This is a genomic window from Pseudomonas monachiensis (assembly GCF_047345015.1).
Lineage (GTDB): Bacteria > Pseudomonadota > Gammaproteobacteria > Pseudomonadales > Pseudomonadaceae > Aquipseudomonas > Aquipseudomonas monachiensis.
Map to the genome: position 1 here is coordinate 568,178 of NZ_CP178857.1, position 26,539 is coordinate 594,716.

General features: G+C 60.8%; 24 protein-coding genes. 5 read left to right on the plus strand and 19 right to left on the minus strand.

All coding sequences use genetic code 11. The annotated features are described in order from the left end of the window. Positions 1-19: 19 nt before the first annotated feature. The 8 genes from ACMDB8_RS02465 to ACMDB8_RS02500 all read right to left on the minus strand — a co-directional run bounded on the left by ACMDB8_RS02465 (position 20) and on the right by ACMDB8_RS02500 (position 7,825). On the minus strand, positions 20-2,137 hold the full coding sequence (locus ACMDB8_RS02465; RefSeq protein WP_409078585.1) for a TonB-dependent copper receptor: 2,118 nt from the start codon (positions 2,135-2,137) through the stop codon (positions 20-22). Between the two features lie 192 nt (positions 2,138-2,329). Then, complete coding sequence (locus tag ACMDB8_RS02470) at positions 2,330-2,794, minus strand: DUF2946 domain-containing protein (RefSeq protein WP_409078586.1); 465 nt, start codon at positions 2,792-2,794, stop codon at positions 2,330-2,332. A gap of 21 nt (positions 2,795-2,815) precedes the next feature. Beyond that, the gene (locus ACMDB8_RS02475) at positions 2,816-3,295 is read right to left on the minus strand and encodes a copper chaperone PCu(A)C (protein WP_409078587.1); all 480 of its coding nucleotides are present in this window, start codon (positions 3,293-3,295) and stop codon (positions 2,816-2,818) included. A gap of 47 nt (positions 3,296-3,342) precedes the next feature. After that, complete coding sequence (locus tag ACMDB8_RS02480; RefSeq protein ID WP_082562974.1) at positions 3,343-3,741, minus strand: DUF2946 domain-containing protein; 399 nt, start codon at positions 3,739-3,741, stop codon at positions 3,343-3,345. 252 nt (positions 3,742-3,993) lie between these two features. Continuing rightward, positions 3,994-4,722, minus strand: coding sequence for a cobalt-precorrin-6A reductase (locus ACMDB8_RS02485; RefSeq protein ID WP_409078588.1), 729 nt, complete (start codon positions 4,720-4,722; stop codon positions 3,994-3,996). Next, positions 4,719-5,816, minus strand: a complete 1,098-nt coding sequence (locus tag ACMDB8_RS02490) for a cobalt-precorrin-5B (C(1))-methyltransferase (protein WP_056725316.1) — start codon at positions 5,814-5,816, stop codon at positions 4,719-4,721. Before ACMDB8_RS02490 ends, ACMDB8_RS02485 begins: the two co-directional genes overlap by 4 nt. Further along, entirely contained in the window at positions 5,809-7,020 is a 1,212-nt protein-coding gene (cbiE, locus tag ACMDB8_RS02495; protein ID WP_409078589.1) for a precorrin-6y C5,15-methyltransferase (decarboxylating) subunit CbiE, read from the minus strand. The genes ACMDB8_RS02490 and cbiE overlap by 8 nt, the downstream gene beginning before the upstream one ends. 151 nt (positions 7,021-7,171) lie before the next feature. Continuing rightward, positions 7,172-7,825: a hypothetical protein gene (locus ACMDB8_RS02500; RefSeq protein WP_409078590.1), complete on the minus strand. Its 654-nt coding sequence runs from the start codon at positions 7,823-7,825 to the stop codon at positions 7,172-7,174. Between the two features lie 275 nt (positions 7,826-8,100). Here ACMDB8_RS02500 and cobG point away from each other — a divergent pair, with 275 nt between their 5' ends. The 5 genes from cobG (at position 8,101) to ACMDB8_RS02525 (ending at position 13,506) form a co-directional block, all read left to right on the plus strand. Beyond that, the gene (gene cobG / locus ACMDB8_RS02505) at positions 8,101-9,423 is read left to right on the plus strand and encodes a precorrin-3B synthase (RefSeq protein WP_409078591.1); all 1,323 of its coding nucleotides are present in this window, start codon (positions 8,101-8,103) and stop codon (positions 9,421-9,423) included. Then, a complete protein-coding gene (locus tag ACMDB8_RS02510) occupies positions 9,416-10,042 on the plus strand; it encodes a precorrin-8X methylmutase (RefSeq protein ID WP_056725313.1) in 627 nt (208 codons plus the stop codon). Before cobG ends, ACMDB8_RS02510 begins: the two co-directional genes overlap by 8 nt. Then, positions 10,042-10,773 (plus strand): precorrin-2 C(20)-methyltransferase, encoded by a 732-nt coding sequence (locus ACMDB8_RS02515; protein ID WP_409078592.1) that lies wholly within the window; start codon positions 10,042-10,044, stop codon positions 10,771-10,773. Before ACMDB8_RS02510 ends, ACMDB8_RS02515 begins: the two co-directional genes overlap by 1 nt. After that, entirely contained in the window at positions 10,773-12,485 is a 1,713-nt protein-coding gene (gene cobJ, locus ACMDB8_RS02520) for a precorrin-3B C(17)-methyltransferase (RefSeq protein ID WP_409078593.1), read from the plus strand. Before ACMDB8_RS02515 ends, cobJ begins: the two co-directional genes overlap by 1 nt. Before the next feature lie 205 nt (positions 12,486-12,690). Next, on the plus strand, positions 12,691-13,506 hold the full coding sequence (locus ACMDB8_RS02525; RefSeq protein ID WP_409078594.1) for a hypothetical protein: 816 nt from the start codon (positions 12,691-12,693) through the stop codon (positions 13,504-13,506). A 14-nt stretch (positions 13,507-13,520) separates the two neighbouring features. Here ACMDB8_RS02525 and ACMDB8_RS02530 read toward each other — a convergent pair whose 3' ends face one another. From ACMDB8_RS02530 to aroQ, 11 genes are all read right to left on the minus strand, one after another. Then, entirely contained in the window at positions 13,521-14,117 is a 597-nt protein-coding gene (locus ACMDB8_RS02530) for a MarC family protein (protein ID WP_111284385.1), read from the minus strand. Positions 14,118-14,183: 66 nt separating this feature from the next. Continuing rightward, positions 14,184-16,961: a hybrid sensor histidine kinase/response regulator gene (locus ACMDB8_RS02535; protein WP_409078595.1), complete on the minus strand. Its 2,778-nt coding sequence runs from the start codon at positions 16,959-16,961 to the stop codon at positions 14,184-14,186. Between the two features lie 100 nt (positions 16,962-17,061). Further along, entirely contained in the window at positions 17,062-18,357 is a 1,296-nt protein-coding gene (gene purD, locus ACMDB8_RS02540) for a phosphoribosylamine--glycine ligase (protein ID WP_409078596.1), read from the minus strand. A 189-nt stretch (positions 18,358-18,546) separates the two neighbouring features. Continuing rightward, the gene (purH, locus tag ACMDB8_RS02545) at positions 18,547-20,154 is read right to left on the minus strand and encodes a bifunctional phosphoribosylaminoimidazolecarboxamide formyltransferase/IMP cyclohydrolase (protein ID WP_409078597.1); all 1,608 of its coding nucleotides are present in this window, start codon (positions 20,152-20,154) and stop codon (positions 18,547-18,549) included. Between the two features lie 82 nt (positions 20,155-20,236). Beyond that, positions 20,237-20,557, minus strand: a complete 321-nt coding sequence (gene fis, locus ACMDB8_RS02550) for a DNA-binding transcriptional regulator Fis (protein WP_015093301.1) — start codon at positions 20,555-20,557, stop codon at positions 20,237-20,239. Continuing rightward, a complete protein-coding gene (dusB, locus tag ACMDB8_RS02555) occupies positions 20,554-21,564 on the minus strand; it encodes a tRNA dihydrouridine synthase DusB (protein WP_056725297.1) in 1,011 nt (336 codons plus the stop codon). Before dusB ends, fis begins: the two co-directional genes overlap by 4 nt. 184 nt (positions 21,565-21,748) lie before the next feature. Next, positions 21,749-22,993 (minus strand): DUF3426 domain-containing protein, encoded by a 1,245-nt coding sequence (locus ACMDB8_RS02560; protein WP_056725295.1) that lies wholly within the window; start codon positions 22,991-22,993, stop codon positions 21,749-21,751. Between the two features lie 30 nt (positions 22,994-23,023). After that, a complete protein-coding gene (prmA, locus tag ACMDB8_RS02565; RefSeq protein ID WP_056725294.1) occupies positions 23,024-23,902 on the minus strand; it encodes a 50S ribosomal protein L11 methyltransferase in 879 nt (292 codons plus the stop codon). Between the two features lie 230 nt (positions 23,903-24,132). Further along, the gene (gene accC / locus ACMDB8_RS02570; protein WP_056725293.1) at positions 24,133-25,491 is read right to left on the minus strand and encodes an acetyl-CoA carboxylase biotin carboxylase subunit; all 1,359 of its coding nucleotides are present in this window, start codon (positions 25,489-25,491) and stop codon (positions 24,133-24,135) included. A gap of 17 nt (positions 25,492-25,508) precedes the next feature. Continuing rightward, positions 25,509-25,973 carry an acetyl-CoA carboxylase biotin carboxyl carrier protein gene (accB, locus tag ACMDB8_RS02575; RefSeq protein WP_056725291.1) on the minus strand — a complete coding sequence of 155 codons (465 nt, stop codon included), beginning with the start codon at positions 25,971-25,973 and terminating at the stop codon, positions 25,509-25,511. Positions 25,974-26,021: 48 nt separating this feature from the next. After that, complete coding sequence (aroQ, locus tag ACMDB8_RS02580; protein ID WP_056725289.1) at positions 26,022-26,474, minus strand: type II 3-dehydroquinate dehydratase; 453 nt, start codon at positions 26,472-26,474, stop codon at positions 26,022-26,024. Positions 26,475-26,539: the final 65 nt, after the last annotated feature.

The following is a 26,539-nucleotide window of genomic DNA, read 5'->3' on the forward strand; positions in this document are numbered from 1 at the left end:
GAGCTTGCTCGCGAAGCTTTTAGAAACTCATATCCACCTTGGTCCAGAGCGTTCGCCCCGGCTCCTTGATGGCTTGCGGGTCATTGGCCGGATAGCCGAAACCGGCGTTGCCGGCCAGATTCAAGTGCTCGGCGTAAGCCTTGCCGAACAGGTTGTCGACGCCGCTGCTGACCTTCCAGTTGCTGTTGATCCGATAGGCACCGTTGAGGGAGAACACGCCGAAGCCCGGCGTTTTGCCGAAGTCCTTGCCGACCACGTTGCCCTTGTTCTGGTCGATGCGGTTTTGCGCGGCAACCACTCTCCACAGTGCGCCGGCGCTCCAGTTGTCTTCGCTGTAGGTCAGGCCGAAACGGGCATCCAGCGGCGGCATTTGTGGCAATGCACTGCCATCGCTGCTGTTCTTGCCCCAGGCGTAGGCCAGGGTCGCGTCGGCTTTCCAGTTGTCGGTGAGGTTGTAGGCGGCGCCCAGTTCACTGCCCATGATTCGCGCGTCGATGTTTTCGGCTTGCGAGGTCGTACCCATCATCGTCGGGGTGTAGTTGAACAGGATGTAATCGCGCACCTGCCCGACATAAGCCGATGCCCAGGCTTCGAGGTCTTCGGTCTTGTATTGCAGGCCGAAATCGAGCTGGGTGGTTTTTTCCGGCTTGATCGAATCGAAGGCATTGACCGAACCGGCGGGGCCGGACTTGGGTGAAAACAGCTCCCAGTAATCCGGGAATCGCTGGGTGTGACCGAGGCCGGCATACAAGGTGGTCGGGCTGTCGGCCAGGTCATGCTCGTAGCGGATGAAACCGCTGGGCAGGGTATCGGCGCGGGTGTCGTCGGCGGTCGGATTCGGGCGGGTCATCATGCCCGAGCCGATGGTCTGCCGAAAATCCTTGGCCGAGGCACGGTCCAGGCGTGCGCCGCTGATCAGGCGGTCACGGTCGGCGGCGTACCAGGTCAGTTCGCCGAACACGCCGTAGTTATGGAAGTCGGCATCCTTGGTGTACGGCAGGTCCTTGTAGGTGTCGACACCCATGGCGCCACGCTGGCGATGCTCGTTGGTCTGCGCGTCGATGCCGCTGATCAGTTGTACATCGGCCCAGCGCCAGGTGCCCTTGACCCGTGCGCCGAGGGTGCGGCGGTCGACGTTGGAGGCCATGGGCCCGGACATCATTCCGGTACCGGACGGCGTGCGCAGGGTGTAGTTGTCCATCACGTGGTCGGCGTAGTTGTAGTAGATCTGCGCCTCGACCTTGTCCAGAACCTCGCCGATGTTGGACTGCTCGAAGCGCAATCCGAGGCTCTCGCGCAGGAACTGCGAGCCGTCCATGCCGCGCCCGGCGTAGCGGGCTTCACCATCGCCACGGCCGGCGGTCAGTTCCAGCAAAGTGTCGGTATTCGGCGTCCAGCCGATGGCCACGTCGCCGTTCCATTTGTCATAGCGCGACGCCACGGTGTCGTTGTTGCCGTCCTGGTAGTCGTCGGAGTGCGCGGTGTTGCCGATGACCCGCACATAACCCGATTGTCCGCCGGCTGCGGCGTCCACCAGTTTGTCGAAGCGACCGTAGGAGCCGGCCAACACGCTGGCGTTGACCCGCGTGCCGAGTTCGCCGAAGTGCTCCGGCTCGCGATCGAACAGGATGGTCCCGGCCGAAGAACCCGGCCCCCACAGCACGGTTTGCGGGCCTTTGATCACGGTGAGTCTGTCGTAGGTTTCCGGCGAGATGTAGGAAGTCGGAGCGTCCATCCGGCCCGGGCAGGCGCCGAGCATCATGCTGCCGTTGGTGAGGATGTTCAGCCGCGAGCCGAACATGCCGCGCAGCACCGGGTCACCATTGGTGCCGCCATTGCGCACCATGGCAAAGCCGGGGATGGTCTTCAGGTAATCGGCGCCGTCGCTGGCCGGCACCGGTTGGCGCGGGTCCTTGGGGTTGGTGACGATGGTCAAGGGCGAGCTGGGCGCCACGGCGGTAATCACCGTCGGGCTCAACTCTTCACTATGACCGGCGTGATCATCGGCCAGCGCAGAAGGCGCCAGCAAAGCACCGCACAGGATGGCGGTGGCGTGCCTGAAACGAACGCCGGATTCGTTCAGGGCATAAGAGGCTTGGGCAGGGCTCAAGCACGGGACAGCGGAAAACCTGGACATGACAATTTCCATCGAACAGTCGTAAACGACACGGCCGGCAGCCTGAAGCTGTCCCTGTGGGAGCGGGCTTGCTCGCGAAAGCGGTGCGCCAGACAACATCAACGTTGACTGACACTCCCTCTTCGCGAGCAAGCCCGCTCCCACAGGTTGCGTTGGCTGTCTTGCGGGCCGTGTGAAATCAGAAGTGAGTGTTTACGCGACGATGGGCGGGGCGCGGGTGCGGGCGCCGGGGAAGAAGGTTTGCCGGGCATGGCCCAGGCGCACAGAGGGTGTAGTGAAGGTGTTGACGGGCGGGATGACGAAGTTGGCGAAAGACACGCCACCGGTCAGCGCCGGGCAATTGAACAGCAGGCTGCAATAGCCGCACTTTTCCCACAGCACATGGTGCCCGGGGGCTGGCGGGCAATGCTCGGCGTTGGCTTGCGTGGCATGGTCGGCATGCTCCATTGCCGACATGTCCATCGGCATGTCCATGCTCATACCCGCAGGCATGGTCATCGACATGGCGCGCGAATCCATCGGCATCGACTGGGAAATCAGCGGACCGATAAAGATCATCAACATGGCGAACAGGCTGATCCAGCTGCCGCGTGTCAGGCTCAATGCCTGATTGCGTGACCTGGATGACCTGGATGACCTGGCGCTAAGCGGGCGCATGGGCGTATTCAGCGCGGGTGGTTATTGCGCGTGCTTGTGTTCTTGCATGGCGTCCGGCGCCTGTTTCTGCACCGCGACTTCGACTGTCACGTCACCGGACTTTTCGAAGTGCAGTGTCATGGGGAAGCGCTTGCCGTCAGTGAGCAGGCTGCGGTCCTTGAGGTTCAGCAACATCACGTGATAGGCCATTGGTGCGAAGGTGACCTCGCCACCGGCGGGCACTTCCACGCTCGGTACGTGCTGCATTTTCATCATGTCGCCTTGCATCACGTGCTCATGCAGTTGCGCTTCGCCCGCAATGGGGGTGTCGACGCTGAGCAGGCGGTCGGCGGTCTGGCCTTGATTGTCGATCACGAAATACGCCGCAACGGTGGGCGCATTGGGTGGCAACTCCTGGGACCACGGATGCGCGATTGCCAGTTCGCCGACCTTGTATTCGTGTGCATTGGCAAAACAGGCAGGCAGCAGTAACGCAGCCAGAACGATGAGTTTGTTCAACATGGCAGTTCTCCGGAACGATTTAAAACGCAGTCAATTGCGAGAAAAAATCACACCAGAGGGGACGCGCGGGGGTTGAGACTCGGCCATTGCTGGCGCGGTGACGGGCTGTCGAGGGCGGTGGCGGGTAGGCTTCGGTTGGATTCGAAGTGCGCTAAATACAGCTGCGGCGAATGCCCCGGCAACGCCACCAATGGCGCAGAACCGGAGCAACACCAGCAATGCTGCATGTTGGAATGATCGTCGTTTTGCGGGGCTTTCTGTTCAAGGTCACCGATGGAAATCGCCACCATCCTGGCGCCGCTGGAGCTGCAGAAACTGCCCCACAACAACTGCTCGGCAGGTGAATTAGCCGTTTTTGCCATCGCTCCGGACATCGGCATGGCGAGCATGTTGAACAGCACTGCGAAGCAGGCTATCCAGGCAATTGCGAGCCGTTGTCGGGACATGGCACAAAATCCGTTTGGGTGGGCGATCAGGCGCGGGCTATTTAGCCTGATCAGGGCCGATAAGTAAAAAGGCGACGTGCGGTTTGGTGTCGCAGCGCCATCCTTTCGTAGCCTTCATAATAGTCGTGAATTTCAAAGCGTCAGTAGTGCTGGAGCTTTGTTCAGAATCCGCCGGACTATAGGGTGGAGACCTGGAGTGGATAATCCGTGTACTCCGAAGGTGTCGTAGGAAAAGTCCCGGCGGACGGGGGATCAGGAGCCGTCGAAGAGCGACAGGGTCGTCAGGATTTCTGTCACACCCTCAAACTCCCGATCAACTCCCGGCAACACCGGCCGCTTCAAGACAATCACCGGTACCCCACGCTCACGCGCCACTTCCAGCTTCGGCTCGGTCGCCGTGCTGCCGCTGTTCTTGCTGATCAGCACGTCGATGTTTCGCCGTTCGAATAACTCACGTTCATCGTCGATCAGGAAGGGCCCACGTGCGCCGATCACTTCGCAGCGCTCGTTGCCCGGGTACACGTCCAGTGCGCGCAGGGTCCAGAATTGCTCCGCAGGAATTTCGTTCAGGTGTTGCAGGGGCTCGCGACCGAGGGTGAACAGCGGTCGACGGAAGGGCTTCAGGGCATCGATCAGTCCGGCCCAATCGCTGACTTCCCGCCAGTCATCACTCGCCTGGGCTTGCCAGGCCGGACGGCGCAGCGCCCAGCAGGGAATGCCGCTCAAGCGCGCGGCGGTCGCGGCGTTCTGGCTGATACTGGCGGCGTAGGGGTGAGTGGCGTCGAGCAGCAGATCGATGCCTTCATCGCGAATGAATTGCGCCAGGCCTTCGGCACCGCCGTAGCCGCCGACGCGCACCTGGCATTGCAGATCGGTCGGCACCCGACCGACACCGGCCAGGCTGTAGATATGCTGCGGTCCCAGCGTGCGGGCAATCGCCATGGCTTCGGTCACGCCGCCGAGCAACAGGATGCGTTTCATTGAAATGCTCCGGCATGGCCAACGATCCCGCCCTGGCGATCGATGGCGAAGACTTCCACCTGAACCTGCGCCGGCACGACGCTACGGGCAAAGTCCAGGGCGTGCTGACAGACTGCATCACCCAGGGCGACCCCGGCTGCGGCGGCCATGGCCAGCGCCTGCTGGCTGGTATTGGCCTCGCGGATGTTTTGCTGCAACGCCGCATCGGCGCCGACCTGTGCTGCCCATAACGCCAGTTGCGGCAGGTCGATGCTCGAATGACGGCTGTGCAGATCCATGTGCCCGGCCGCCAGTTTGCTGATCTTGCCGAAACCACCGCACAGGCTGAGTTTATCCACCGGTACTTTGCGCAGGTGCTTGAGCACGGCACCGACGAAGTCGCCCATTTCGATCAAAGCGATTTCCGGAAGGTTGTAGACCCGGCGCATGGTGTCTTCGCTTGCATTGCCGGTGCAGGCGGCAATATGCAGGTAACCGTTGGTTTTCGCCACGTCGATGCCCTGATGGATCGAGGCGATGTAGGCCGCGCAGGAAAACGGCCGGACGATGCCGCTGGTGCCGAGGATCGACAGGCCGCCAAGAATGCCAAGGCGCGGGTTCATGGTTTTCAGTGCCAGTGCTTCGCCGTTCTCGACATTGACCGTGACCTCGAAACCACCGCTATAGCCGAGTTCGTCGGCCAGTCGGACCAGGTGTTCGCTGATCATTTTTCGTGGCACCGGGTTGATCGCGGGCTCGCCGACACCCAGCACCAGCCCGGGCCGGGTCACGGTGCCGACGCCGCGACCGGCCTTGAAGCGTGTCCCCGGTTCGCTGCTCAGGCGTACCTGGGAGTAGAGCAGGGCACCGTGGGTCACGTCCGGATCGTCACCAGCATCCTTGAGAGTTCCCGCTTCGGCTCCGTCCTCGGTGAGGCGGCAGAACTCCAGGCGCATCTGCACCTGCTTGCCTTTGGGCAATACGATTTCCACCGCATCGGCCTCTGTGCCAGCCAGCAGCAGGCGCGCGGCGGCGAGGCTGGTGGCCGTGGCGCAGCTGCCGGTGGTCAGGCCACTACGCAGGGGGGCGGGTTGTTCGGCTGTTTCGTCACGCATCGAAGGGTTTCGTCACATCCAGCAAGGTAATCGGCAAGGCCTGGCGCCAAGTGTCGAAGTCACCCAGAGGTTGTGCTTGCGCGATATGAATGCGGGTCAACTCCCCGCCGTGTTGCTCGCGCCAGGCCATCAGGGTCATTTCACTTTGCAGGGTGACAGCGTTGGCAATCAACCGGCCTCCGGGTTTGAGTTCGGCCCAGCAGGTATCAAGCACGCCTTCTCGGGTGACGCCGCCCCCAATGAAAATCGCATCCGGTCGCTCCAGGCCGGCCAAGGCCTGTGGCGCATTGCCGCGAACCAGTTGCAGGCCGGGAACACCGAGGGCATCGCGGTTGTGTTCGATCAACCCTTGTCGGCCTTCATCGGCCTCGATGGCCAGTGCGCGGCAAGCGGGGTGGGCGCGCATCCATTCGATGCCGATCGAGCCACTGCCAGCGCCAACATCCCACAACAATTCGCCGGGGATGGGCGCCAGGCGCGCGAGGGTGATGGCGCGTACATCGCGTTTGGTCAGTTGGCCGTCGTGTTTGAAGGCAGAGTCCGGCAGGCCGGCCAGTCGCGACAGGCGCAGCGTGTTCGGCTCGGCGATGCACTCGATGGCGATCAGGTTCAGGTCGGCGATCAAAGGATCGCTCCAGTCATTGGCGATACCGTCGACACGCCGCTCGGCTTCACCGCCCAAATGTTCGAGCACGGTTATCCGGCTCGGACCGAAACCACGTTCACGCAGCAGTGCGGCGATGGCGGTGGGGCTGCCGCCGTCGTTACTCAACACCAGCAAGCGCACGCCGCTGAACAGTTGCGCGTTGAGTGCGGCGACGGGGCGGGCAACCACCGACAACGTGACCACTTCCTGCAAGGGCCAACCCATTCGCGCCGCAGCCAGCGAGCAGGAGGAGGGCGCGGGAAGCGTCAGCATTTCGGCCGAGGGGAGTTGCCGGGCCAGGCTGGCGCCGACGCCAAAGAGCATCGGATCGCCACTGGCCAGGACGCAAACGGGCTCGCCACGCCTGGTCAAAACCGCTTCAAGGGTAAAAGGGCTTGGCCACAATTGCCGTTCCCCACGGATGCAGGCTGGCAGCAGATCCAGCTGCCGTTGACCGCCTATGATTCGCGAAGCGTTCAGCAGGGCATGCCGGGCATTTTTTCCAAGCCCCTTGAAGCCGTCCTCTCCGATGCCTACTACTGTCAGCCAGGGGGTCATGCTGTTCCTCATCTCTCAATCGAAGCCAACTCGCGGTGCCGGTCTGTGACGGGCGGGCGGTTGCGCATCATACCGCGGTGCGGCATTCGCCTGTTGTCATTGGGTGAAAGCGCGCTTTTTACATTGATGGCAGTTTCAAGTGTCAGGATACTCAAACGGATGATCGTTTTCGCAGGTCGAATCTCTTCATGGTGATCTCGTGAAGCTTTTTTTCAATCAGCGATCTTTTACTGTCGAGTTTGTGTTTGTCCAGTTTAAGGCTAGCCCGTCGCTGGATGATTTGTGCATCCTGGTCTTCCCAGTCCCAGAACAGGAAACTGCTTTCTCTTGTGTGCGTTACCAATTCAAGATTAAAGACAGCTATCTCGAGAACCCCCCTCGAATTGTACCGTGCAGGTATTACCTGAAAGCTTTCTCCCATAAGGCTTTCTTCATCCAGTGAAAACATTGCCGGTTTGTCGGGCTTCAGCGCGTCGAGCGTGTCAATCATGGCATTCCCTTGTCGGGAGTCCTTCATGCCTTGAGCACTTTGGACCAGGAAGTCCGCAATACTGTGGGAAATGACGCTGCGAGTGCGGGTGAAAATCGCGTCTTCAAAGACAGACCAACCTATGAAGTCCAACGTATTTACATATTCATTTAGCCACTTTGAAGGATCAGCAAAGCGGCTGCAAAGCATGTCCGCGGACTTTGTGGCTATCTGCGTGCACTGGGTCAGGTTTTCGTAATCTTGTAGTGAGAATTCACCTATATGTGAAGTAAGGCTGTTTCCAGTTAACATTCCGGCTGTTTTGTTTGTGGCCATATGTTGCTCCTGATATTTGGCTGTAACGCATATTTGTTGTCGTTACTTGAAAGTTAAAAAGTACAGGAGTCGATAGGCGGTTGAAATAAGAGTGGGTTGTGAAGTTGATTCTTGTTGTTAGTGTTCTGTGTCAGGCACGAGCAAGTTCGCCTCCCGCGTCAGACGAAAAATCCGCCGCCGGGTCCAAGCGCTTTTCGTCGTCCAGCTGCCCGGACTTTTCATCCTGCCATGCAAAACAGGCATAATGCTGCCCTTCGTCTCGTTCCGGTCATCCAGTGAATTCTCGTCAGAAATCCAAGCCCTTACGCCCTTCGGCCTGTCCCGGATTGCTGCGTATCGTCCAGGCGTTGGACGGCGGTATTTGCCGAATCAAACTCAACAGTGGTTCCATCCGTGCACAGCAGGCCGTCGCGGTGGCCGATGCAGCCGAGCGATATGCCGGTTGCGTGATCGAAGCGACCAACCGCGCCAACTTGCAGATCCGTGGAATCGGCAGCGAACAGGCAGCCGTGATCGACTGCCTGCTAGCCGCAGGATTGGGGCCGAGCAATGCGGCGGGCGACGATGTGCGCAATCTGATGCTCAGCCCCGCTGCCGGGTTCGATCGGTTGATGCTGTTCGATACCCGTGCGTTGGCCGAGCGGATTTTGGCCACGGTGCAAGAGCACGAACGCTTTCACGATCTCAGTGCCAAGTTCGCCGTGCAACTCGATGGCGGCGAGGCCTTGGCGATGCTTGAACATCCCCACGACCTGTGGCTCGCGGCCTTTGAGCAAAACGGTGAGCGACGCCTGGCGTTTGGTCTGGCCGGATGCCCGACTGACTCACCGGCAGGATCGGTTGCGCTCGACGATGGCCATGACCTGGTCGTCGCGGTGCTTGAGTTGTTCCTCGAATTGGCACGCCCCGAGCAGACGCGGATGCGTCATTTGCTGACCGAGTATTCGCTCGAGCACTTTATGCTTCAGCTGGACGAGCGTGTATCGATGCAGACGGTTGTCGATTGGCAGCGGATTTCGCGTGGCAGTGATTTGCACATTGGCGCACATCCCCAGGCCGAGTCCGGTGTCGTCTACGTAGGGGCCGTCCCGCCATTGGGGCGGCTCGACCCGACGATGCTGCGCGGTGTGGCACAAGTGGCATGCGAGCTCGGTGATTCAAGCTTGCGCTTCACTCCCTGGCAAAGTCTGCTGGTGCCCAATGTCCGCACGGAAAATGCCGCCGAGGTCATTCGGCAATTGCAGTCTCTTGGCTTGCAGTGCGAAGCCGATCAGCCATTGTCCCGACTGATCGCCTGCACCGGCTCAAACGGTTGCGCTAAAGGCCTGGCCGAGACCAAGGGCGATGCCCTGCAACTGGCGGCGCTGCTGCACCGCCATGGGCCGGCACTGAACATTCACCTGAGCGGCTGTCCGCGTTCCTGCGCCGCCGCACATATCGCACCTGTCACGTTGCTGGCCGTCGCCCCCGGCCACTACGATCTCTATTTTCGCGATGCAGCGCAACCGGGTTTCGGCGCGCTGCACGCACGCAACCTTACTATTGAAGCGGTCGCGACCTTGCTCGACGCCCGCTCACGGAGCCCCCTTGATGCTTGATTACATCCGCGACGGTCAGGAGATCTATCGCAACTCCTTCGCGATCATTCGCGCCGAGGCCAACCTCGACCGAATCCCGGCCGATCTGGAGAAACTCGCGGTCCGTGTCATTCACGCCTGCGGCATGGTCGATGCCATCGACGGCTTGCAGTTTTCCGAAGGGGCGGGCAAGGCCGGGCGTGATGCGCTGGCGGCCGGTGCGCCGATTCTGTGCGATGCGCGGATGGTCTCCGAAGGCGTTACCCGCGCGCGCCTGCCAGCGAACAATCCGGTGATCTGCACCTTGCGCGATGAGAGCGTTCCGGAACTGGCCCGTGAATTGGGCAATACCCGCTCCGCCGCTGCGCTGGAGCTGTGGCGTCCGCATCTTGAAGGCAGCGTGGTGGTGATCGGCAACGCACCGACGGCGTTGTTCTATCTGTTGGAAATGCTCGACGCCGGCGCGCCGAAACCGGCGTTGATCCTCGGCTTCCCGGTGGGCTTCGTCGGTGCCGCCGAATCCAAGGCTGCGCTGGCGGCCGACAGCCGTGGCGTGCCTTTTGTCATCATGCAAGGTCGCCTGGGCGGAAGCGCCATGGCCGCCGCCGCTGTCAATGCCCTCGCCACGGAGATCGAATAATGCAGCAACCTGGACGTTTGATCGGCCTCGGCGTCGGCCCTGGTGATCCGGAACTGATTACCGTCAAGGCCCTGCGCTTGCTGCGCGAGTCGCCGGTAGTGGCGTACTTCGTGGCCAAGGGCAAGAAGGGCAACGCCTTCGGCATCATCGAGGCGCATCTGCAGGAAGCACAGAATCTGCTGCCACTGGTGTACCCGGTGACCACCGAAGCCTTGCCGGCGCCGCTGTCCTATGAGCAAGTGATCAGCGACTTCTACGATGACGCGGCCACAGAACTGGCCGCGCATCTCGATGCGGGCCGCGACGTGGCGGTGATCTGCGAGGGCGATCCGTTCTTCTACGGCTCCTACATGTACCTGCACGACCGGCTCGCCCAGCGCTATCAGGCCGAAGTCGTGCCCGGCGTATGCTCGATGCTTGGCGGCGCCTCAGTGCTCGGTGCGCCGCTGGTGTATCGCAATCAGAGCCTGTCGGTGTTGTCCGGTGTATTGCCGCACGATGAACTCAAGCGTCGCCTGGCCGATGCCGATGCCGCGGTGATCATGAAGCTGGGGCGCAACTTTCCCAAGGTTCGCCAGGTGCTGGAAGAACTCGGTCTGGCCGAGCGCGCGTTGTACGTCGAGCGCGCGACCATGGCCAATCAGAAGATCGTGCCGCTGGATCAGGTCGAGCCGATGTCTTCGCCGTATTTCTCGTTGATCATCGTTCCCGGCGAAAGGTGGCAAGGCTGATGACCCGTCCAGTTCCGGCAATTGTCATTCTCGGCAATGGCAGCCTCGCTACCGCACGCAGCATTCAGCAGGTGTATCCCGACGCCCTGATCCACGGCCTGGCCGAACGGGTCGAAGGCGCGGATCGGGTCTATCACGAATTCGGTGCGACCCTGCGCGAGCTCTATCAACAGGGTGCACCGATCATTGCCCTGTGCGCGGCCGGGATCGTGATCCGCACGCTGGCGCCCTTGCTGCTGGAAAAAGGCGCCGAACCACCGGTATTGGCAGTGGCCGAAGACGGCAGCGCCGTGGTTCCACTGTTGGGTGGTCTTGGCGGAGTAAACGTGATGGCGCGGGAGATTGCCGCCACGCTGGAAGTCGCGGCGGCGATCACCACCAGCGGCGAGTTGCGTTTCGGCACGTGCCTGCTCAACCCGCCCAGTGGTTATGCCCTTGGCGACCTGGAACTGGGCAAGCGTTTCGTTTCCGATTTGCTCGCCGGCGAAACCGTGCGTATCGAAGGCGAGGCGCCGTGGCTGGCGCAGGCGCAATTGCCTGAAGATGTGCAGGCCCGACTGGCGGTGCATGTCAGTCATGCCGAGCGCGAGCCCGCTGCCAATGAATTGCTGATTTATCCGCGCAACGTGGTGGTGGCTGTCAGTGCTGGGGTGAGCAACGTCGCGACGACGGTTCGCGAGGCGTTGCATCAAGAAAAAATCGCCACGCAATCGCTGGCCTGCCTGCTGGCCGCCGACACCGAAATGGCCGACCCGGCGTTACATGAATCAGCGCTGGAACTCGGTGTGCCATTGCGCTTTACCCGCGCAGAGAGCGTGGTTGGCGAATGTCTGCGCACGGCCATCGACCAACCCGTTTCCATCCTTGGCGATGACACCGTTGCCATCGCAGTGGCAGAGCAGCCGCTGGACCCGTTACAGATCGGCCGCCCGCGTGGGCGTCTGGCGGTGATCGGCCTCGGGCCGGGCGCTGCCGAACTGATGGTGCCGGCGGTGAAGGCCGAACTGGCCCGCGCAACCGACGTGCTGGGTTACGAAACCTACGTGCGCATGGCCGGTCCGTTCCGTGCCGATCAGGTGCAGCATTGCACGGACAACCGCGAAGAAATGCAACGCGCCCGCCACGCCTTCGAACTGGCGGCCCAGGGGCGCTCGGTGGTGGTGGTGTCGTCGGGCGATCCGGGCGTCTTCGCCATGGCAGCGGCGGTGCTGGAAGCGCTTCACGAATCTGCCGATGCCAGTTGGCACAACGTCGATCTGGAGATGCTGCCGGGAGTCTCGGCCTCACTGGCGACGGCTGCCCAGGCCGGTGCGCCGTTGGGGCATGACTTCTGCGTGTTGTCGCTGTCGGACAACCTTAAGCCTTGGTCGATCATCGAAAAACGCCTGGACCTGGCCGCGCAAGCCGATCTGGCGCTGGCGTTCTACAACCCGATTTCGCGTTCGCGGCCGTGGCAGTTGGGCCTGGCGTTGGATATTGTCGCCCGGCATCGTGTGCCTGAAACGCCGGTGGTGCTGGGGCGCGATATTGGTCGTCCAGGCCAGACCTTGCGCGTAACAACGCTCGGTCAGTTGACTCCCGAGCAGGTCGATATGCGCACCATGGTGCTGGTGGGATCGTCTACCACCCGGGTATTCCCTCGCACGGACGGCCGCTCCTGGGTTTATACGCCCCGCAGTTATGGCGATAAACTTACTCCAATTCCTCAGTAAGTTACTTTTTACTATATAAACGCCTTGATCATGAGTCGCTGTTCATGATCAAGGCGTTTATTGGTGTGACTGATCTCTATTAATCGAAAAACATGGTTATTCCTACATACTCTGTATTTTACTGAGCTTGTGGGATTTATTTTGCTGCGTTAGTTTTGGCGTACTCCCCAGTGAGGGAGTAATAACTAACAAAGGAATGATGTATATGGATATTTATCAAAGCTCTGTTAGTCCAGAGCATAGTGCTGATTTTGTCAGGGGGTGTATTCAAAAACGCCAACCTGCACTGGTCGCCAAGGCCCGTGTTAAAAGGCACGTGCTGGCCGAGGCGTCCCGCCCGAACAAGGAGTTGGATGCGTTGGTGCTGGGCAATAGTCTGATTGGTTATGGCGATCAGATCAGTCTTGAGAACATGGCGATTATTGAAAATATAATCACCATGTCCAGAATAGAGGCGAACTATGAAGTGCCGGGTGGTAACGATCCAAAAGCCTGGTATCACGCCTTTACCCAATGCATGGAAGATCTCGGGTGTTTTGTTCCTGACAAAGGATTTTCCAAGTACGCGTCGAGTTCGCTGAATATTACCATTGATAATGTTCTGGTCGATATTGTCGAGGCTGCCGTGGAAGCCGCGAAGGCCGCTGTTCCAGGTGCGTCGGTGCTCAGTGCGGTAACGAACTCCACGCTGACCGCGTTGAAGTCGGAGCCGGAGGCCATCCAGCTGTTGAACCTGGAGTCGAAAAAAGCCGAAGGCGTGCGGTTATCGACGATACCCTGCGAGCAAATGCCGAATGGCCTCATCCTGGTCGCATTGGCCGCAGTCGACCATAAGGGCGGTGGCCGCAATGACGGTATCCTGTTTGTCGACTGGAAAGTCTCGAGTCTCGATATTTTTCACGGGAAGGCCTTCGTCACGTTTAACCCTGCCCGCTATGCGATGATCAAGACAGACATGGAAGAGTACCTTGGCGAGCATCGCAAAGAGGTGCTGGTCAAGCGTTTCAGCCGGCGTCGTTAAAACCGGTTGAAGCGTCAGGGAACCAGATACCCCTTCACCCCAGTGAAGATAATCTGTGCCGCCAGCGCACACACAAACAATCCCATCAACCGGCTGACAATCTGCAAGCCCTGGTCGCCGAGTATGCGTTCGATGCGGCTGGACAGATAAAGCACCACCCCCACGGTAAAACTGGCCAGGGCAATGCTGACAATGGCCGTGAGCTTGTCGTCCCAGTGCGGCTGGCTCACGCCCATCACCAGCAAGGCACCGATGGTGCCGGGGCCAACCGTCAGCGGGATGGTCAGCGGAACGATGGTGACATCCTGCTGCACGTTATCGGTCTGTACTGCCGATTTGCCTTGGGCCATGCCCAGTGCCGAGATGAACAGCACGCTGCCGGCACCGATACGAAAGGCATCCACGGTGATGCCGAAAACACTGAAAATCACCCGGCCGAACAAATACAACAGCACACTGGAGACCAGCGTGGCGACCGCTACTTTCCAGGCCAGCCGACGCTGTTCCTTGCGCGAGTAACCACGGGTCAGGCTGATGAAGCAGGACAACACGAAGAATGGGCTGTAGAGCACCAGCATCTTCAGGTAAACACTGAACAACACATGGAGCATGGTGCCGGGCTCACTGGCGAGGGAAGTCGAGGGGGGAGTCTATCAGGGGTTGCGCAGTCTGTCGGCTCAGGACGTTTGGGTTGTTGCGCGATTGTGCTGGTCACGCTGGGCGACCCAGTGCTCGATCAATTCACGCAGCTGCGACAGTTCCACCGGCTTGGCCATATGTCCGTCCATGCCGGCCTGGCGTGCACGCTCTTTGTGTTCGGCCAGGATATGGGCAGTCAATGCCACCACGGGGGTACGGACCCGCTGATTGCCGACTTCCCAGGCACGCAATTGCTGGGTGGCCGAGAAGCCGTCGAGGATCGGCATTTCACAGTCCATCAGCACCAGGTCGTAACGTTGGGCCTTCATTGCCTGTAGGGCCTCTTCGCCGTTGCAGGCGGTATCCGGTTGCAGGTTGAGCTTGCTCAGCATGCCGCGGATCACCTTGGTCGAGATGCTGTTGTCTTCGGCCACCAGGATGCGGAAGTCGCTGGGGACCTTGACCGGTAGTGCCGGGCCGTTTGGCAGTGGTTGCGTGACGACCAGGCCTTTGTTGCGTTGGGTCAGCTCGTCGGCCAGGGTGGTCTTGAGGGTGTAGCCGGCCACCGGTTTGGCGAGGATGCGCTTGATCCCGGAGTTGCGCGCGATGATCTTGCTCGGCGCATTGCTGATGCCGGTGAGCATGATCAACAGGATGTCATGGTTCAGGCTGGGGTCTTCCTTGATCTTGGCCGCCAGTTGCATGCCGGTCATGCCGGGCATGTTCTGGTCCAGCAGGACCACATCGAAGTAATCGCGCAAGTGAGCCTTGGTGCGCAGAAGGGCCAGCGCCTCCTTGCCGGAAGACGCGGCGCTGACGTTCAGGCCCCAGGCGCTGCACTGCTGCACCAGCACCTTGCGGCAGGTGTCATTGTCGTCCACCACCAATACCCGCGCACCCTGCAGCGGGCCGTCGAGGTCGGAGGTCGGGTGCTCGAGACGATCCGGGTCCAGCGGCAGGGTCAGCCACAGGGTGCTGCCCTGGTTGTTGCCGCTCTTGATCCCGAATTCCCCCTGCATCAAGCGGATCAGCTGGCGGGCAATTACCAGCCCCAGGTTGCCGCCCAACTGGGTGGCTGAAAGAAAATGCCGGCTGTGCAGTTCGGCGTGCATCAGGGCGTCGCGTTCTTCGGCGTCCATGGGCTCGCCGCTGTCCTGCACGGCGATACGCAGGCGTGGTTTGGTGTTGCGCTCGTCGAGCGCAACGACGATCAGGATTTCGCCTTCATCGGTTTTTTTCAGGGCGTTTTCAAGCAGGCTCAACAGCGTCTGGCGCAAGCGTGTCGGGTCACCGCTGATCACCCGGGGCACTTGCGGCTGGATGAAGCTGATCAACTCGACGTTTTGCTGCTCGGCCTTGGCGCGGAAGATGCTCAGGCAATCCTCGATCAGTGCATTGAGGTCGAACTGCACATCGTCCAGTTCGATCTGTCCGGACTCGAGTTTGGAGATGTCGAGAATTTCGTTGATCAGTGTCAGCAGCTCGTTGCCAGCGCTGTGGATCGTCTGCACATAGTCGCGTTGCTTGACCGATAGCGGTGTGCCCAGCAGTAGCTCGGTCATGCCGAGGACGCCGTTCATCGGAGTGCGGATCTCATGGCTGATCTTCGCCAGGAACTCGGCCTTGGCGTTGATCTCGGCGTTGCTGGCTGCCAGGTCACGACTGATGCTGAAGCGGTCTTCGGTGATGCGGCGCTGGCGCTCGCTCAACGCAATGCTCATCAACAGGCCACTGATGCAGATGAACACCAGCAAGATGGTGATCAGGCCATGGGGTTCGACCAGGGTCAACCCCAACAGGGCGGGCAGGATGACCAGTGTCCCGAGGTTGAACACCACCATGGCTGCCACGAAGAGGCGAGCCGGGCGATAACCTTTTTGCCAGTGATAGGCGCTGATGAACAGCATGCTCAGGCCTGCCAGCGCTACCAGACCGTAGGTAATGAAGTTCAGCGGCAAGGTATTGACGAACAGCAGCATCAGGCCGCAGGCGGTGATGAGCAGGATCTCGCCAAGCAGCAACCGGTTCAGCGGATGCGGCCCGAGCGGGGCGAAGAAACGATAGGCAAGCATCAGGCCGCAGGGCGCAGTCATTATCAATGCCAGGTAAGCCCCCGGCGTTTGCAGTGCATGCCAGTCCGGCAGCCAGGGACCGGCCAGGTTCAGCAACAACAGCAGGCTGAGCATCAATAACCCTTCGCACGTCGCCAACCAGAGGGCGCTGCGCGAGCGGGTGTAGGTGTAGCGGATGAGGTTGTGCAGGATCAGCATGGCGATGCAACCGAACAACAGGCCATAGATCAGGGTCTGGTTCTGGTTGGCGGCCGAGAGGATCGCCGATTGCAGGGTGATATAGGGCCGTAACTGGTGGTCGGAGGCCAGTCGCAGGTACACGTCGAGGGGGTTGTCGCTTTGCGGCAGGGCCAGCATGAAGTCGCTGCTGGGCAATGGTCGCTCGGATTGGGGGCGTTCGTTGCCCGTGCTGGATTGATCGATCAGCTTGTCGCCGTCCAGAACGAACATGTTGAACTGGCGCAGGTCAGGCGCGAACACGCGCAGCAACTGTTCGTGTTTGCCCGGTGCAAGCCTGAATCGCAACCATAGCGCGCCATCGGGTTCGGCTGCGGTAAGGCGGTCGAGTTCGATAGGGCTGAATTGATTGGTGTAGCGTGCGGAACGGATGTCGCTCAGTTGCAGATCGCCCTGTTCGTCGAGCAATACCGCCCAGCCACTGCCTTGCGCGGCCTGGGCCGGAAGCATGCAGAGCAAGGTCAGCAAAGTGACGGTCAAGCTTATGGCAATCCTGAGCCAGCGCACGGCGAAATCCCTTCGTTAGGTTGATGCCAGAATATAACGATGCGCGGCGCCGGAATAGCCAGGCAATAAACGGTGTTCATTGCCTGGCGCGGTGCATACCTTATTCCTGATTTTCGCCACGCTCGCGGGCAATGGCGCGGTAGCCAATGTCCTTGCGATAGAAGCAGCCTTCCCAGTCAATCGAAGCCGCCAGCTTGTAGGCCTGCTGCTGTGCAGCATCGACGCTGGCACCCATGGCCGTGGCGCAAAGCACCCGACCACCGGCCGTTACGACTTGACCGTCCTTGAGCGCAGTACCGGCGTGGAAGACTTTGCCTTCCAGTGCTGCCGCTGCGTCCAGGCCATTGATGGCCGCGCCTTTGGCGTAGTCGCCAGGATAGCCGCCGGCGGCCAGCACGATGCCGACGCTCGGGCGTGGATCCCATTGTGCTTCGACCTTGTCCAGCGCCTGGGCCAGAGCGGCCTCGACCAGCAGCACCAGGCTCGACTGCAGGCGCAGCATCACCGGTTGGGTCTCAGGGTCGCCGAAGCGGCAGTTGAATTCGATGACTTTTGGGTTACCAGCCTTGTCGATCATCAGACCGGCGTACAGGAAACCAGTGTAGACGTTGCCCTCCTCGGCCATGCCGCGCACGGTCGGCCAGATCACCAGGTCCATGACGCGCTTGTGCACTTCGGCGGTAACCACCGGCGCCGGGGAGTAAGCACCCATGCCACCAGTGTTTGGACCGGTGTCGCCGTCGCCGACGCGTTTGTGGTCCTGGCTGGTGGCCATCGGCAGCACGTTCTTGCCGTCGACCATCACGATGAAACTGGCTTCTTCGCCGTCCAGGAACTCTTCGATGACCACGCGCGAACCCGCATCGCCAAAGGCATTGCCGGCCAGCATGTCGCGCACGGCGTCTTCGGCTTCGGCCAGGGTCATGGCGACGATCACGCCTTTACCGGCGGCCAGGCCATCGGCCTTGATCACGATCGGAGCGCCTTTTTCACGCAGGTAAGCCAGGGCCGGCTCGATCTCGGTGAAGTTCTGGTAGTCGGCAGTCGGGATCTTGTGGCGCGCCAGGAAGTCCTTGGTGAAGGCTTTCGAACCTTCCAGCTGCGCAGCGCCAGCGGTCGGACCGAAGCAATCCAGGCCACGGCTGCGAAACAGGTCCACAACACCGGCAACCAGCGGCACTTCAGGGCCAACGATGGTCAGGGAAACGTTTTTCTCGGCAAAGTCTGCCAGTTGCTCAAGCGCCAGTACGTCGATGGCGACGTTCTCGCACTTGGCTTCGATGGCGGTACCGGCGTTGCCCGGAGCCACGAATACCTTCTGCACGCGCGGATCCTGAGCCACTTTCCAGGCCAGGGCGTGTTCACGGCCACCGCTGCCAATGATCAAAACATTCATTTCAAAAACCTCGGATGACGCTAATTCTGTTTTAGAACCTAAAGCGCTTTACGCCTTAGGAGGTTGCAATGACGCCGGTAGATGCAAGGCGGAGCCCACCTCGATGAGCGGAGTTGCCTTTTGGCAATGAGCATCATCGAGGTGGGCTCCAACGCAGCAGATGCCGGCGTCAGTGCGACCGTTGCCGTATTAGTGACGGAAGTGGCGCATGCCCGTAAAGACCATCGCGATGCCGGCTTCGTCGGCAGCAGCAATCACTTCAGCATCACGCATCGAGCCGCCTGGCTGGATCACGGCAGTCACGCCCGCCTTGGCCGCATTGTCCAGACCGTCGCGGAACGGGAAGAAAGCGTCGGAAGCCATCACCGAACCGGCTACCTGCAAGCCCGCGTGCTCAGCCTTGATGGCAGCAATACGCGCGGAGTTCACACGGCTCATCTGACCGGCGCCGACACCGATGGTCTGGCGATTCTTGGCGTAGACGATGGCGTTGGACTTAACGTACTTGGCGACTTTCCAGGCGAAGATCAGGTCGTGGATCTCTTGCTCGGTCGGGGCGCGCCTGGTCACGACTTTCAGGTCGTCGGTGCCGATCATGCCGATGTCGCGGCTCTGTACCAGCAGGCCACCGTTGACGCGCTTGTAATCCCAGGCAGCAGCGCGGTCAGCCGACCACTCGCCGCAGGCCAGCAGGCGCACGTTGGCTTTGGCGGCGACGATGGCGCGGGCCTCTTCGCTGACGCTTGGGGCAATGATCACTTCGACGAACTGACGCTCGACGATGGCCTTGGCGGTCTCGGCGTCGAGCTCGCGGTTGAAGGCGATGATGCCGCCGAACGCGGATTCGGTGTCGGTAGCGTAGGCCAGGTCGTAGGCCTTGCGGATGCCGCCTTCGGCATCAGGGCTGACAGCCACGCCGCACGGGTTGGCGTGCTTGACGATCACGCAGGCTGGCTTGACGAAGCTCTTCACGCATTCCAGCGCAGCGTCGGTGTCCGCCACGTTGTTGTACGACAGTTCCTTGCCTTGCAGTTGGGTCGCGGTGGCGATGCCCACTTCGGCAGGTTTGGCTTCAACGTAGAACGCCGCGCTCTGGTGCGGGTTCTCGCCGTAGCGCATTTCCTGGGCCTTGATGAACTGGCTGTTGAAGGTGCGCGGGAACTCGCTGCGACCGGAGGTCGAGAGGGTTTCAGCCGCCTGGTTCACGGTGCCCATGTAGTTGGCGATCATGCCGTCGTAGGCGGCGGTGTGCTCGAATGCCTTGAGCATCAGGTCGAAACGCTGAGCGTAGGTCAGGCCGCCGGCCTTGAGGTTTTCCAGGACGCTGGCGTAGTCGCCGGCATTGACCACGATGGCCACGTCTTTATGGTTTTTTGCTGCCGAACGGACCATGGTCGGGCCGCCGATGTCGATGTTCTCGATGGCGGTCGGCAGGTCGCAGCCTGGCTTGTTGATGGTGGCTTCGAACGGGTACAGGTTGACCGCAACCAGGTCGATCGGCTTGATGCCATGCTCGTTCATGATGGCGTCGTCGATGCCGCGACGACCGAGGATCCCGCCGTGGATTTTCGGGTGCAGGGTCTTCACCCGGCCGTCCATCATTTCGGCAAAACCTGTGTAGTCCGCGACTTCCACTGCGGCAACGCCGTTGTCCTGCAGCAGCTTGAACGTCCCGCCGGTGGAGAGGATCTCGACGCCCAGGGCTTCAAGCTCCTTGGCGAATTCGAGGATCCCGGTCTTGTCGGAAACGCTGATCAAGGCGCGGCGGATCGGCAGGCGGGTAGTCTGGTCGGTCATCTCAATTTCCATCAAAAGCAAAGGAAGTCAGCAAAAAAGGCGACCGGTTTTACGCGGGCGCCTTTCTGGTTTGATTGAATGCTTACAACAAATCGTACTGCTTGAGTTTCTTGCGCAGCGTGCCCCGGTTAAGCCCGAGCATCTCGCTGGCCTTGGTCTGGTTGCCCTTGACGTAGTTCATCACGCACTCGAGCAGGGGAGCCTCGACTTCGGAGAGCACCAGGTTGTACACATCCGTGACGGCAGCGCCCTCAAGGTGGGCGAAATAATTGTGCAGCGCCTTCTCGACACTCCCGCGAAGGGTCTGGCCTTCTTCGCTTGGCGTATTGAGGTGCTGTTTCAAATTCACGTTGTCGCTCACGGGTGTTGTTCCACTCACTAAAGTCTCGGTCATCATCGTCATGCGGCCACCCACTCTCCGTCCCCTGTCAGGCTCTTGTAACGCTCGGCGAAAAATCCCCGAACGTTGGCGCATTGTGCATCCGTACCATCCAAACGATTGAAGTGGGCGCGAAACTCCCTGGCGCCCGGCAGGGTTGCGAGATACCAGCCCACATGCTTTCGAGCAATGCGCACGCCCATGACATCACCATAGAAGGCGTGCAGGGCAGCCAGATGCTCTAGCAGAATGCGTTCCACCTCGATCAGTTCCAGCGCCGGGAGCTTCTCGCCGGTGCGCAGGAAATGGTCGATCTCGCGAAAAATCCATGGCCGCCCCTGGGCAGCCCGGCCAATCAACAGGCCATCGGCACCGGTCGCGTCGAGCACGTACCGGGCTTTTTCCGGCGAATCGATATCGCCATTGGCGAAGACCGGAATCGACACCGCCTGCTTGATCGCGGCAATGGTGTCGTACTCGGCAACACCTGTGTACAGGTCGGCACGGGTGCGGCCATGCACCGCCAGCGCCGTAATGCCTGCCTGTTCGGCGATCTTTGCCACCGTCAGGCCGTTCTTGTTGTCCCGGTCCCAACCGGTCCGGATCTTCAGGGTAACCGGCACATCGACCGCAGCCACGACGGCCTGCAGGATCTCGGTTACCAGGGGTTCATCCTTCAACAGCGCGGAACCGGCCGCCTTGTTACAGACTTTTTTTGCCGGACAGCCCATGTTGATATCAATGATCTGTGCACCCATTTCAACGTTGGCACGGGCGGCGTCCGCCAGCATCTGCGCGTCCCCACCGGCGATCTGTACCGAGCGAGGCTCGGGATCACCTTCGTGGATCATGCGCATGCGCGACTTGCGGGTGTTCCACAAACTCATGTCGCTGGTGACCATTTCCGAGACGACCAGTCCCGCGCCCAAGCGCTTGCACAGCTGACGAAAGGGCTGGTCGGTGACTCCCGCCATGGGGGCGAGAATCAAGCTGTTATGTAATGTGTATGGGCCGATGCGTACCGCCGACATAGGACTTCCCTGTTGTGGGGCCGGATCATGAGAGTTCGAAAAAGGGTTGGCATGATACCCGCTCTCGATGACTGGATAAAGGCTGAATTGAACAAATTCTGAACAGTTATTCTGTTATTACCCGTGGTTTGGTTCGCCTGGGGCAGTCAGAAAGCCGGCGTGAATCCGGGAGCAATGAAGCGTTTCACTCCGGAGAGTGAAAGCTCAGACTGTAGTTCACGGCCTTGGCACCTGGGTCGAGAATGTCCAGGGCGATGTGGATCGGCGTTTGCGGAGGCATTTCCGCCATGCCTTCGAGATCGCCATTGAGGTACTCGCCAGGCTTGAAGCGACGACTGGCGATAAGATGGCCATTGAGGTCGGCGAAGCGCAGCTCCAGCAACGGGAAGGGCTGGGAGAAGGGCGCGCGGTTATAGATGATCGCATCGACCACCAGGGCGCCATTGAACTCGGGATGGCTACGTACCACCAGGTTGCTGCTCTTGATCTTCGCGATGTCGACTTTGGAAGGCACGGTGCAGCCGATTTGCGGGCACAGTTGCTGGAACCACGGGCGATATTGATCCTGTCGCGCCAGTTCGTCGAAATGGTAGGCAATGTACTGGCCGGCGAGGGCGCCAGCGGCAATCAGCACCAGCAGCAGCCAGAACAGGCGTCGGCCCCAGGGCGAGCGGCGTTTTTGCCAGTCCAGTTGCAGCGGGTCGTCGGTCAGGTCTTGCAGCACTTCGGCACGCACGCCCGGTTCGCTGCGTTCGCGTCGCTTGCGCAGCGGTTCGATCGAAGGCAGGTTGTCGTCGATTTCCCTCTCGTCGGCGGCCGACAGGCGTTCGTGGTTCAGCGGTGCATCGAGAGGGTCGTGCAGTCGCAAATGAGGTGGCTGCGATTCTTCGTCGAGATCAACCGGTTCCAGGGACAGCGAAGGTTCGGTGCGCGAGGCTTTGCTCGGTTCGACCGTCGGCTCTGGCGTTTCAAGGCTGTCGAGCGGTTCGTCGAGTTGCGCACGATCGGCCGCCGACTCACTGAACAGGCTGTCGGACCACGGCTCCTCGTCATCCTGCCCGGTGCTGTCGCGACGGGCACTCAGCGAGTCGTCGCGATGGCGGCCGAGTTCGGTGGTCGGCTGGATTTCCCGCTGCTCGAGCCGGGCGAGCTCTTCGTCGAGGTCGAGACTGTCCAGGTCCAGTTCGGTCGCGCTCCATTGCTTTTGGCTGATGGCGCGCGGTGGTGATGGCTCAAGGGGCTCCTCAGGCTGCACGGGCGTCGTGACCGGTGATTCCTTGCTCGCCTGCTCAAGCAATTGCCTGGCGGCATTGAACACCTGCAGGCAGGAGCCGCAACGAACCACCCCGCGAGCCACGCTCAACTGGGCATGGCTGACGCGGAAGCTGGTTTGGCAATGCGGGCACTGGGTGACGAAGCTGTCGGTCATGCGGCGATCCGGATTATGCAGACGCTCATTCTAGCGCCGACGGCCAGTGATGCGCACCCAGCCATCGCGATTGGCGATCGGGTCCAGATCGAAGTCCTTGGTGTAGGCGGCAGCGACTTCATCGCCCTGTTCGGCGAGGATGCCCGACAGCGCCAGGCGACCGCCCGACTTGACCAGGCCCGACAGCTGTGGCGCCAGGGACACCAGCGGACCGGCGAGAATGTTGGCCACCAGCACGTCGGCCTGCACCTGCGGCAGGTCTTGCGGCAGATACAGCGGGAACAGGTGGTCGGCGATGTTGTTGCGCCCGGCGTTGTCGCGGGAGGCTTCCAGCGCCTGCACGTCGATATCGGTGCCGACGGCTTCCCTGGCGCCCAGCAACAGTGCGGCAATCGCCAGAATCCCCGAGCCGCAACCGAAGTCCAGCACGTTGCAGTCTTTGAGGTCCTGACCGTCGAGCCATTCCAGGCACAGTGCGGTGGTCGGGTGGGTGCCGGTGCCGAACGCCAGGCCCGGGTCCAACAGCAAATTCACGGCGTCAGGTTCTGGTGCGGCATGCCAGCTCGGCACGATCCACAGGCGCTGGCCGAAACGCATTGGCTGGAAACCATCCATCCAGCTGCGTTCCCAGTCCTGGTCTTCGATCACTTCGCTGTGGTGCTCGGGTAGCGGGCTGCCGGTCAGCAGTTCCAGATGGGCCAATACCGGGCCTGGCTCGGTGCCACCTTCGAACAGGGCCAGCAGGTGCGTGTGCGACCACAGCGGCGTGGTGTTGAGTTCCGGCTCGAAGATCGGCTGATCTTCGGCGTCCATGAAGGTCACCGACACGGCGCCCACTTCAAGGAAAGCGTCTTCATAGGTTTCGGCTTGTTCTGGGCTGATGGCGAGACGTACTTGCAGCCAAGGCATGGCGGGCACCTTTGAAAAATATTGATTGCAGCCTGGCGGGCTGCGAGAAGGACGCAAGTTTACGCGAGCGCGGGGCAGAAGACGACTATAGGGGTGAAGCAAAAAGATCGCAGCCTGCGGCAGCTCCTACAGGGGAACGCATTTCAAATGTAGGAGCTGCCGAAGGCTGCGATCTTTTGAACTTAAACAACAAAGCCGCCCGAAGGCGGCTTTGTCGATGGGGTCGAAGCTTAGTGCTTCTCGCCAGCCAGCTTGTGCTCGAGGTAGTGAATGTTCACGCCCCCTTTGCAGAAGCCTTCGTCGCGGGTCAGGTCGCGGTGCAGCGGGATGTTGGTCTTGATCCCGTCGACCACGATCTCGTCCAGCGCATTGCGCATGCGCGCCATGGCTTCGTCACGGGTTGCCCCGTAGGTGATCAGCTTGCCGATCAACGAGTCGTAGTTCGGCGGAACGGCATAACCACTGTACAGGTGCGAGTCGACGCGAACGCCGTTGCCGCCTGGGGCGTGGAAATGCTTGACCGTGCCCGGGCTCGGCATGAAGGTTTTCGGGTCTTCGGCGTTGATCCGGCATTCCAGCGCGTGCCCGCGGATGACCACGTCATCCTGGGTGAACGACAGCTTGTTGCCGGCGGCGATGCTCAGCATCTCCTTGACGATGTCGATGCCGGTGACCATTTCCGAAACCGGGTGCTCTACCTGGACACGAGTGTTCATCTCGATGAAGTAGAAGCGACCGTTTTCGTACAGGAACTCGAAAGTGCCAGCGCCCCGGTAGCCGATGTCGATGCAAGCCTTGACGCAGCGTGCGAGTACTTCCTCACGTGCGTTTTCGTCGATGCCCGGTGCTGGCGCTTCTTCGAGAACCTTCTGGTGACGGCGTTGCAGCGAGCAGTCGCGGTCGCCCAGATGGATAGCCTGGCCCTGGCCATCGGAAAGGACCTGGACTTCCACGTGACGCGGGTTGGTCAGGAATTTTTCCAGATAGACCATCGGGTTGCCGAACGCCGCGCCAGCTTCGGTACGGGTCAGTTTCGCGAAGGAGATCAGGTCTTCTTCTTTATGCACAACGCGCATGCCGCGACCACCGCCGCCGCCAGCGGCCTTGATGATCACCGGGTAACCGACTTCGCGACCAATGCGCAGAGCGGTTTCTTCGTCTTCCGGCAGCGGGCCGTCAGAGCCCGGAACAGTCGGAACGCCGGCAGCGATCATGGCGTGCTTGGCCGATACCTTGTCGCCCATCAGGCGAATGGTTTCGGCTTTCGGGCCAATGAACGCGAAGCCGGAGTTCTCGACCTGCTCGGCGAAGTCGGCGTTTTCCGCAAGGAAGCCGTAGCCCGGGTGAATGGCGGTAGCGCCAGTCACTTCGGCCGCGGCAATGATTGCCGGAATGTGCAGGTAGGAGTGGGCGGCCGATGCCGGACCGATGCAGACGGATTCGTCTGCCAGGCCCAGGTGCATCAGTTCCTTGTCGGCCTTGGAGTAAACGGCGACGGTCTTGATGCCCATCTCTTTGCAGGCGCGCAGGATCCGCAGGGCGATCTCACCGCGGTTGGCGATCAGAACTTTTTCCAACTTCGCAGTCATCAAAGGCTCTCCGCGGTTCAAACGATGGTGAACAGCGGTTGGTCGTACTCAACCGGCTGGCCGTCTTCGACGAGGATGGATTCGATCACACCGCTGGTTTCAGCTTCGATGTGGTTCATCATCTTCATGGCTTCAACGATGCACAGGGTGTCGCCTTTCTTCACGGTCTGGCCGACTTCGACGAAGGACGGCGAGCTTGGCGAAGACTTGCGATAGAAAGTACCGACCATCGGCGAACGGGCAACGGTGCCGTTCAGTGCTGGCGCGGCGGCGGCAACAGGTGCGGCAGCGGCAGCCGGAGCGGCGGCAGCGACAGGCGCGGGGGCCGGAGCGTGCATTGGAGCTGGCGCGTAGTACTGCTGAGCCGGGGTCTTGCTATGACGGCTGATGCGTACGGACTCTTCGCCTTCCTTGATCTCGAGCTCGTCGATGCCGGACTCTTCCAGCAATTCGATCAGTTTCTTAACTTTACGGATATCCATGAATCATCAACTCCCAAGGGTCGGTCAGGGGCGTTTAACGCTTGTTGTTCAAGCTGTTGCCTGTATTTGAAGCTGCTCTAGGGCGGCCTCCAGGGCCAGTCGATAACCGCTGGCGCCAAGGCCGCAGATCACTCCCACCGCTACGTCGGAGAAGTAAGAGTGATGGCGGAAAGGTTCGCGTTTGTGCACGTTAGACAAATGCACTTCGATGAATGGGATGCTCACCGCCAGCAGCGCGTCACGTAATGCGACACTTGTATGTGTAAAAGCTGCTGGGTTGATCAGAATGAAGTCCACGCCTTCGCTGCGGGCAGCGTGGATGCGGTCGATCAATTCGTACTCGGCGTTGCTTTGCAGGTGCAGCAAATGGTGACCGCCTTCGCGGGCACGGCGTTCCAGGTCCTGGTTGATCTGAGCCAGCGTCGTGGCGCCATAGGTGCCCGGTTCACGAGTGCCGAGCAGGTTCAGGTTGGGTCCGTGCAGAACGAGTAACGTCGCCATCGGCGGTTCCTATGTTATCTGTGAGCAATTGTCAGAACCCGGCGACTATGCCGCAAAGCCTTTGT

Coding starts and splice junctions, on each gene's coding strand:
- ACMDB8_RS02465 (WP_409078585.1), bottom strand. CDS start 2,137: ATGTCCAGGTTTTCCGCTGTCCCGTGCTTGAGCCCTGCCCAAGCCTCT.
- ACMDB8_RS02470 (WP_409078586.1), bottom strand. CDS start 2,794: ATGCGCCCGCTTAGCGCCAGGTCATCCAGGTCATCCAGGTCACGCAAT.
- ACMDB8_RS02475 (WP_409078587.1), bottom strand. CDS start 3,295: ATGTTGAACAAACTCATCGTTCTGGCTGCGTTACTGCTGCCTGCCTGT.
- ACMDB8_RS02480 (WP_082562974.1), bottom strand. CDS start 3,741: ATGTCCCGACAACGGCTCGCAATTGCCTGGATAGCCTGCTTCGCAGTG.
- ACMDB8_RS02485 (WP_409078588.1), bottom strand. CDS start 4,722: ATGAAACGCATCCTGTTGCTCGGCGGCGTGACCGAAGCCATGGCGATT.
- ACMDB8_RS02490 (WP_056725316.1), bottom strand. CDS start 5,816: ATGCGTGACGAAACAGCCGAACAACCCGCCCCCCTGCGTAGTGGCCTG.
- cbiE (WP_409078589.1), bottom strand. CDS start 7,020: ATGACCCCCTGGCTGACAGTAGTAGGCATCGGAGAGGACGGCTTCAAG.
- ACMDB8_RS02500 (WP_409078590.1), bottom strand. CDS start 7,825: ATGGCCACAAACAAAACAGCCGGAATGTTAACTGGAAACAGCCTTACT.
- ACMDB8_RS02510 (WP_056725313.1), top strand. CDS start 9,416: ATGCTTGATTACATCCGCGACGGTCAGGAGATCTATCGCAACTCCTTC.
- ACMDB8_RS02515 (WP_409078592.1), top strand. CDS start 10,042: ATGCAGCAACCTGGACGTTTGATCGGCCTCGGCGTCGGCCCTGGTGAT.
- cobJ (WP_409078593.1), top strand. CDS start 10,773: ATGACCCGTCCAGTTCCGGCAATTGTCATTCTCGGCAATGGCAGCCTC.
- ACMDB8_RS02525 (WP_409078594.1), top strand. CDS start 12,691: ATGGATATTTATCAAAGCTCTGTTAGTCCAGAGCATAGTGCTGATTTT.
- ACMDB8_RS02530 (WP_111284385.1), bottom strand. CDS start 14,117: ATGCTCCATGTGTTGTTCAGTGTTTACCTGAAGATGCTGGTGCTCTAC.
- purD (WP_409078596.1), bottom strand. CDS start 18,357: ATGAATGTTTTGATCATTGGCAGCGGTGGCCGTGAACACGCCCTGGCC.
- purH (WP_409078597.1), bottom strand. CDS start 20,154: ATGACCGACCAGACTACCCGCCTGCCGATCCGCCGCGCCTTGATCAGC.
- fis (WP_015093301.1), bottom strand. CDS start 20,557: ATGACGATGATGACCGAGACTTTAGTGAGTGGAACAACACCCGTGAGC.
- dusB (WP_056725297.1), bottom strand. CDS start 21,564: ATGTCGGCGGTACGCATCGGCCCATACACATTACATAACAGCTTGATT.
- ACMDB8_RS02560 (WP_056725295.1), bottom strand. CDS start 22,993: ATGACCGACAGCTTCGTCACCCAGTGCCCGCATTGCCAAACCAGCTTC.
- prmA (WP_056725294.1), bottom strand. CDS start 23,902: ATGCCTTGGCTGCAAGTACGTCTCGCCATCAGCCCAGAACAAGCCGAA.
- accC (WP_056725293.1), bottom strand. CDS start 25,491: ATGACTGCGAAGTTGGAAAAAGTTCTGATCGCCAACCGCGGTGAGATC.
- accB (WP_056725291.1), bottom strand. CDS start 25,973: ATGGATATCCGTAAAGTTAAGAAACTGATCGAATTGCTGGAAGAGTCC.
- aroQ (WP_056725289.1), bottom strand. CDS start 26,474: ATGGCGACGTTACTCGTTCTGCACGGACCCAACCTGAACCTGCTCGGC.